The following is a 1,115-nucleotide window of genomic DNA, read 5'->3' as shown; positions in this document are numbered from 1 at the left end:
GGACGATGGGCTCGGGTTTAGGCTCGTGCCCTGGCAGCCGATGCTCGAAGGCCGCATCGGCCAGCACATCACCGGCCTCGTGCAAAACGGCGGCGGCATCGAGTGGAGCTTCGGCAGAAAACGCAGCATGGGGATTGGGATGTGAGGGTAGCGCGCATTAAACACCCGCGGGTAGGTCACGGTGCCGCGGGGCCGAGATCGTCAGCGTGCCGTTGGCCGGCGAGCCGCGCACGGCGAACAGAAAATCATCCTCAGTTGGCGGGACGTTTTTTTGTTCATAGAGACATTGCCCCGAGGTCATGCTGACTGCCACTGATCTGGCAGCGACTGCCGGCTGTGTATGCCGGTCGTCGGCCGTGGCTGAAAACGATCCTGAATCTTGCGCTCAACCGATCAGCAACCGGCTAGGGTCGCCGCAATCTGACGCCCGGGCGATCGCCATTGGTAAACTCCACGCCTTCGGCTTCAAGAACGGTACGAATCTTTGCTTGGGTTTCGGCGGATACAATCGAACCGTTCTTACCATCGCTTTCGCAGCGCTTAATTGTCGGAACAGATACCCCCGCACGGCGAGCAAGCTCCGCCTGGGCGATACCAATCAACGCGCGGGCTGCCCGCATCTGTCCTGCTGTCACCAAGCCTGTTGATCCCTTTAGATCATTCCTATATGATCCAAAGGTATCAGCGATACCCTTGGGCCGATGGTCCGAGGTGCGGCTAGGCGCGGTGTTGGCGCACCGTGCCCAGCCTGACCACAACCCAAGCTTCTGAGGAGCTCGGATCATGGGTGATTCCGACAATACCACGACTCCGCCGTTCGTCACTCGCAGGGAAGTGCTTGCGGGAGGGATGATCACGTCCACTGCTTTGGGGCTTGAGAAAAGCGCTTCTGGCGGATCGCCCGCAGCCACGAGTATGCCTCTCGCCGACCCAGCGCTGGCGCTCTGGCACGAATGGGAGAGAGTCCACAAATTGACCGGGCAGCTCTGCCGTATGCAGCAACACCTGGAGACGAGGCTTGTTGAGAGCATCGGCTTTCCATGTGTGACCGTCCGCCTGCCGGAGGGAGAGGACGTGACCATCCACTCGATCGGGGCGGTCAATGATGTACTCGG

At 60.5% G+C, this 1,115-nt stretch carries 1 protein-coding gene and 1 pseudogene; both read left to right on the top strand.

All coding sequences use genetic code 11. The features are described from left to right. Nucleotides 1-145 (top strand): DUF3363 domain-containing protein (locus NKH90_RS34550; RefSeq protein ID WP_352823786.1); only part of this gene is annotated, 145 nt, incomplete at its 5' end. 638 nt (nucleotides 146-783) lie between these two features. After that, nucleotides 784-1,115, top strand: a pseudogene (locus tag NKH90_RS34545) (hypothetical protein); the annotation flags it as partial.

It is taken from the genome of Mesorhizobium sp. M0898, from assembly GCF_040319695.1.
GTDB lineage: Bacteria > Pseudomonadota > Alphaproteobacteria > Rhizobiales > Rhizobiaceae > Mesorhizobium.
Note: the sequence above shows the minus strand (reverse complement) of the source record. Positions and strands in the feature narration are given on the sequence as shown.